Annotated in this window: 6 protein-coding genes; 5 read left to right on the top strand and 1 reads right to left on the bottom strand. The window is 46.7% G+C overall.

Going from position 1 to position 6,319, the window contains the following annotated elements; all coding sequences use genetic code 11:
• A partial coding sequence (locus ACLQ6D_RS02625) for a cupin domain-containing protein (RefSeq protein WP_411725707.1) occupies positions 1-373 on the top strand: 373 nt, incomplete at its 5' end.
• 14 nt (positions 374-387) lie between these two features.
• Here the strand turns inward: ACLQ6D_RS02625 and ACLQ6D_RS02620 are convergent.
• The gene (locus ACLQ6D_RS02620; protein WP_411725706.1) at positions 388-708 is read right to left on the bottom strand and encodes a hypothetical protein; all 321 of its coding nucleotides are present in this window, start codon (positions 706-708) and stop codon (positions 388-390) included.
• 214 nt (positions 709-922) lie between these two features.
• Between ACLQ6D_RS02620 and ACLQ6D_RS02615 the strand changes: the two genes are divergently transcribed.
• The 4 genes from ACLQ6D_RS02615 to ACLQ6D_RS02600 all read left to right on the top strand — a co-directional run bounded on the left by ACLQ6D_RS02615 (position 923) and on the right by ACLQ6D_RS02600 (position 6,313).
• A complete protein-coding gene (locus tag ACLQ6D_RS02615; protein WP_411725705.1) occupies positions 923-1,840 on the top strand; it encodes an SPFH domain-containing protein in 918 nt (305 codons plus the stop codon).
• Positions 1,841-1,843: 3 nt separating this feature from the next.
• Positions 1,844-2,287 carry an NfeD family protein gene (locus ACLQ6D_RS02610; RefSeq protein WP_411725704.1) on the top strand — a complete coding sequence of 148 codons (444 nt, stop codon included), beginning with the start codon at positions 1,844-1,846 and terminating at the stop codon, positions 2,285-2,287.
• Between the two features lie 293 nt (positions 2,288-2,580).
• A complete protein-coding gene (locus ACLQ6D_RS02605; protein ID WP_411725703.1) occupies positions 2,581-3,606 on the top strand; it encodes a hypothetical protein in 1,026 nt (341 codons plus the stop codon).
• A gap of 1,312 nt (positions 3,607-4,918) precedes the next feature.
• Positions 4,919-6,313: an IS4 family transposase gene (locus tag ACLQ6D_RS02600; RefSeq protein ID WP_411725702.1), complete on the top strand. Its 1,395-nt coding sequence runs from the start codon at positions 4,919-4,921 to the stop codon at positions 6,311-6,313.
• The last annotated feature ends 6 nt before the right edge of the window (positions 6,314-6,319 follow it).

Below are 6,319 nucleotides of genomic sequence, written 5' to 3'. Positions count from 1 at the left end.
ATGGTATGATGAAATCGGCATTTTATGCTTACCCAACCCTATGAAACCTGCCAAAGACAATATCTTTAAAAACATACCAGACATAATACCTGAAGAACTGTCCGAAAACTTGCTAGCCCGGGAAACCTTCAAAATAGAACGGATTGTTTCACAAGGTCATTGTACCCCTGCCGGGCAGTGGTGCGACGAGGCTAGTGATGAGTGGGTGTTGTTGCTAGAAGGTAAGGCCGTCTTGGGTTATGAAGACGGCTGTAAAATCAATATGGGAGTGGGCGACTATGTGTTCATCCCAGCCCATACCCGTCACAGGGTTGAATGGACGCAGCCAGAGTCAAATACTATCTGGCTGGCGATTCATTTCGTACCGCCTTAGTAAAAGTCGTTAGCTTATTTGGGGGAGCCGCTATTTTTCTTGGGCACTTCGGGTATCGGCACAGGTACAGGTTCGGGGATTTGTACCGGCACGGGTGCAGCGCTTGCGGCGGCGGGTCTCTTGTGTTTTGCAGCTATTTTCGCCTGCCTGTTGCCTTCGCCATACATGGTCATGACAATCATAACCAAAACAGTCGTGATGGCAGTAACCAGCCACCGGCTGGGTTTTTCCATAAAGAACAAAGCCCATTGCGGCTTGATCATCCCGATGATAAAAAACAGCAATGCCAAAATCCCTAGATTCATTGCATGTAGTAACAAGGTGTGTTGGAACATTTTTTATCCTGATAAACATTTATAACGCGTAGCGCATTATCCTGTAGCTGCACCTTGTTTTGCAACATAACATAAAATTATTGGAAGGAAACTGGAAAAGCCCGATCATTATCTCGGATGACTGCTAAAATCACATCAATAAATGTCAAATAGAACAATATAAGGTTAAGCATCTGCTTAGCGGAGTTTTTAGGGTAAATCATCAGGAGGAATTATGAGTGCGGGTGTAGTTTTTTTAACATTACTGGTCTTCGCGGTTGTGCTTGTGATTATGAGCGTCAAATCGGTCAATCAGGGCATGGAATTTACCGTTGAGCGTTTTGGGCGGTATACCAAGACCTTAACGCCAGGTTTGAACATCATCATGCCGGTCATTGACCGGATCGGCGCCAGAATGGTCATGATGGAACAAGTCATGAATGTGCCGTCCCAGGAAATCATCACCAAAGACAATGCCATGGTCACCGTTGACGGTGTGGTGTTCTACCAGGTCATCGACACACCCAAAGCCGCCTACGAGGTCAGGAATCTCGATGCCGCTATCTTGAACCTGACCATGACCAATATCCGTACCGTCATGGGTTCTATGGATTTGGATGAACTGCTGTCCCGACGTGATGACATCAATGCACGGCTGCTTCATGTTGTGGATGATGCAACCTCGCCCTGGGGCATTAAAGTCACCCGGATTGAAATCAAGGATATTTCACCGCCCAAAGATCTGGTCGAAGCGATGGGACGGCAAATGAAGGCGGAGCGCCTGAAACGCGCCTCCATCCTGGAAGCGGAAGGACTCAGGCAGTCAGAAATACTCCGTGCAGAAGGCGCACAGCAGGCAACCATTCTGGAAGCCGAAGGCCGTAAGGAAGCCGCCTACCGGGATGCCGATGCCCGTGAGCGGCTGGCGCAAGCAGAAGCCAAAGCGACGATGATGGTTTCAGAAGCCATTGCCAAAGGCAATATTCAGGCGGTCAATTATTTTGTGGCGCAAAAATACATCGAGTCTTTAAAAGATATTGCTTCAGCGGGCAATAGCAAAATTATTTTTATGCCTTTGGAAGCCAGTAACATTATTGGTGCGCTGGGTGGCATCACCGAACTGGCAAAAGAAGCCATGGCTAAAAAGGGGTAAACGATGGCTCAGATGGAATTCGTGTTCTGGTACTGGTGGGTGCTGGCTTTTCTATTCCTTATTTTGGAAATGCTTACCCCCGGTTTTTTCTTCATGTGGCTGGCGGTTTCCGGATTAATCACAGGCTTGATCGTCTGGTTGTTTCCAGCGTTGAGCCTAAATATCCAGGTATTTATTTTTTCAGTTTTTTCAGTGCTCGCAGTCACCGCTTGGCGGCTATACGGCAAAAAATACCCGGTCGAATCAGACCAACCCTTGTTGAATAAGCGCGGGGCGCAATACATCGGACGGGTCTTTTCCTTGTACACACCCATAGAAAACGGCCAAGGCAAGATAAAAGTGGACGATACCCTCTGGAAAGTCCACGGCGAAGACTGCGACATCCACACCAAAGTCAAGGTGACCGGCATTCGGGGAACGGTGTTTGATGTGGAGAAGGTGGGATAAGGCATCGTGTGTCATATGGCTGGAAAGTTTGGATTTGATGTAACGTAGTGAAAGCCTGCTATACGATATAACGCGTACTGCGAAATAACTTGATAATCAATTTTGGTGGCTGGGATTGTCCAAGTGTGTTTAACAGTGTTCAAACAGTCAAAATAGTTGTAATATTATCGCTTTAGTCGTTGATTTTAATTAGATTATTGCATTGATTATGAAAATAACAACCTGCCCCAATAAATTGTAAGTCCTTTATTGGTGTCTAATTATAGTTAGCCCTTTGGAGAAATGCATTATTAATGCTGACTGATAACGGAATTAAAGCTATGGGATACGAGGAAAATAACCCGCCGTTTCTCATTAAATGTAAGTTCTATTGCCTAAAAGTATATTGCATCAGAGGTGTCAACTTTGCCTCTGATGATAGTGTTCTTATCGACCAACTGAGTCCATACACCACTTTCGGCATTGGCAACAATGTTAATGATATATGCATGAAGCTGGCAAACGACATATATTGCGAAGACATAGAAAAATGGAAGGTCGAAAAAAAAGCCGATGCGCCATTCTTAGTGACGCTGACGTCTAAAGCCATCGACTACTCAAATAGCTGTAAATGGCTGCAAATGCTCGAAGGACAAATTCACACATATAACTGTTTTTCAATGGCACAAGCCGATTTGGACGTTTGTATTGCAGATTATGAGATGCCGTTTATTCCGCTAATAGCGGCAATGCTCACGTCCACTCAAAACCTAGTAAAGCTAACTCACGTCGACACGTGCAAGTATGCCGTAACAGCTGAAGGGAATTGTCTAATAGACTCGCAAGTTAGTAGTTGGGGGAGTTTAAGCACTAGCACTAAAATTTCACTAGAAAAGTCATTCAAAAGTATCGTCAACAAATTACCAACATACAAATCTCAAGGTGAAAGTGTCTCAAGATTGCTGTATGAAGTGATGCAGGAACCCGACAAAATAAAATCGTTCTTGTTGGCATGGGCAGCACTCGAAGTATTTGTTACTGAAACTTTTAAAAGTCAAGGAATTAAAGAATTTCCTGAAAAAGGTCTACCAGATGCTTATAGGGAACGAGTTACCAAGTTATTTTCCGACCCCAAGAGAGGGCGAGAAATTACCTCAGTGGGACAAAAATATGCGTATCTTTCAGTATTTTTGTGGATATTTCTGAACGTCGATGATTATGATGAATTTATGAAAGCAAAAAAAATGCGCGAATTTTATCATGGCAAAAAAATCAACTCCAACGCATTGCCAACCAAGCAGATTCTTCTCCTTGTAAACAAAATAATTCAAAATGCTTGAGGCTAACACGGCGATCATATCGCTCCTTCGGTCGCTCGGACTGACCTAAGCGCGGTAGGACGGATAAGCTTGCGTCATCCGTCGAATGCTGGTTTCAATATGGTGGTTGACGCTTTGCTTATGCATCATTCGCGATGATATAACTCACCATGCTGGACTTGCCTGGCAAGTTTATGGGCAAAAAAAAGCGCATTATCAACCAGGAGAGGGGAATAATGCGCCAGTGCTTTAACAAAAAAGCAGCTTTTACTACGAGGAGTTAACACATGTAAACTTGCGTATACGTATAAAATAAAGCATTTATGATGCCAATTTCTATATTTTACTAAATATTTCTGTTTATTAATTTATAAACAGATAGTTATAGCTTTAATACATCGTTGGAATGATATTTCTTGGTAAACAACGAGTACCTAAAACTATCAGTAAGTGACAATATTTGTCCCAATTCCCTAAGCGGTATTATTGACTTAGGGATAAAGAAAAGGACTTATGAATCAGGACTTGAATCTGGTACTTTCCGATATCATTGCTGATCTATCTTATTTTTCAAATGTTGTGCCTGGAAATGGTTTCTAGGATATACGTGGCAAGCATCTTTGGGAATGTTCTGCTTGTGGCAAGTAAAAAGACAAAAAAAAGCGCATCACTTAACCGAGGGGGAGAGGTAATGCGCTACGCTTTCACTAGAAAGCAGGTCTACTACGAGGAGGTACAACACGAAAGCAATTTCGCTTACAATGAATAAAGCATTTATGATGCCAACTTTGATAAACCATGATTAAATACTATTAAAAATATATAAATCATAAGGTTATGTTTTTACGCTGGATAAGATGGGTTTTGAAGAACCGGCCTAGCGCATCAAAAAAACATCAATAACTGACGATTTTTGTCTTAACTTCAAAAATGGACTGGGTGGATCAGTTGTGTGGGAGCAAGCGTCAATTTTTTGACAAGATTTACCGGATTGTTTATGGCGGTGACGATTACTAGGTTCTGTTGACATTTTATTGCCGAAACCAAATTCACAAAAACATAGGGTTAGGTTTAAGTGCCAAAAGAAGCATCGTCATTCCGGCGAGGATTCCATATCCTCTTCCGCACTTCCGACCTCCAGGGAAGGAGGAAGTGCGGCGAATGGCCGGGAGCCATTGTCGCCTCCCTCCATCCATGGAGGTCGCCGGAATCCAGGAGCCAGGGAGGGAAGGCATCCATGCCGTCTGGATGCCTTCCCTCCCTGGCTCTTGATCACATTTTACTTGAGAAATAAACTATAACCCCATAAATAAATATAGGGTTTGTAGCAAGCATGATTCCAATAGACGAACTAGGGTGGTCACAACAACTCTTTGGCGGAAGCGAGCTAGGGGATGCCAGAAGGACGGCGCGGTTAGTTGAGGTAGCGGCGAGGATGGCGAAGCAGGTAGGCAGTTCGCTGGCGAAGAGTTGTGACGGGGATCAAGCCGCCTTATTGGGAAGCCACCGGCTGATGCGCAACGGAGCGGTTAAGCCAGTGGCGATTCGGGCAAGCGGCTTCGCGCGTGTCGCAGGACTGGCACAAACCCCGGAACTGCCCTTGGCGGTTGAAGACACCACCAGCGTCAGTTATCCGCGTACGGTGGCGGCCGGGTTGGGGCTGACGGGCGGCAAGCAGGCGGCCAAGCGGAATGGCTTCCTGGTGCATTCGGTGTTATTGCTGGATGCCCAGAGCGGACGCACCGTTGGCTTAATAGCGCAGCGGCACTGGTGCCGTGGCCCGGCGAGCTATGGCAAGAACCATACCCGCAAGCAGCGTGCCTACCAAGACCGGGAGAGCTATAAATGGGAACGCGCGTCGACAGACACAGCCCAATGCCTTGGGTCGACGATGCAACGCACTATTTCCGTGTGCGACCGCGAATCGGACATTTACGGCTACCTGTGGCACAAGCACCGGAACAGCCAACGCTTTGTCGTTCGAGCACAGGCCAATCGGAGGCTTAAAGGCAGCGAAGCCAAGCCCTTTGGCACGCTACAGCGTGGTGCAACCGCCTTGTGTGGTTATACCGTGGCGACACCGCAACGGGGCGGACGCAAGGCACGTGCTGCGAACGTGTTGTTACGCAGTGCAACACTCGATTTCTTGGCGCCGGAGGGCTCGTCGGTGGCGGAGGAAAGCTTGCGGATTAACGTCATCCTGGCAGAAGAGGTCGATGCACCCCCTTTATCGGGGCCGTTGCATTGGGTATTGTTGACCACAGAAGCCATAGGCGATGCCCAAGCCGCCTTGCAAGTGGTGCGCTATTACGAATTGCGTCGGCGCATTGAAGGCTACCACAAAGTTTGGAAAAGCGGCATTGGCGTGGAGCGGCAACGCTTCCAAAGTATCGGGAACTTGGAACGGATGCTGGTGATCACCGCATTCCTGGCTGTGCGGCTATTGCAACTGAGGGAGCTGCTGGATGCGACTGAAACAACCAGCGAGAAGGTATTGACCGAAGACGAATGGAAAGTCCTGTGGGTTTCGACTGAACGCAATAAGCCCTTGCCCAAAACAGCGCCACCTGCACACTGGGCGTTTTATGCGATAGCAAAACTGGGCGGGTTTACCGACACCAAACGCACTGGGCGTGTCGGTTGGGACACGATTTGGCAGGGTTGGTTCCGATTACAAGAACGGCTTCAGGGCTACCAACTCAGCAAGTCGGGACTCGCTGAGTTGTGATCAAGA

Origin of the sequence: Methyloglobulus sp. (assembly GCF_046714055.1) — a bacterium.
Taxonomy (GTDB): Bacteria; Pseudomonadota; Gammaproteobacteria; order Methylococcales; family Methylomonadaceae; genus Methyloglobulus.
This window is presented reverse-complemented; position numbering and strand designations above follow the sequence as displayed.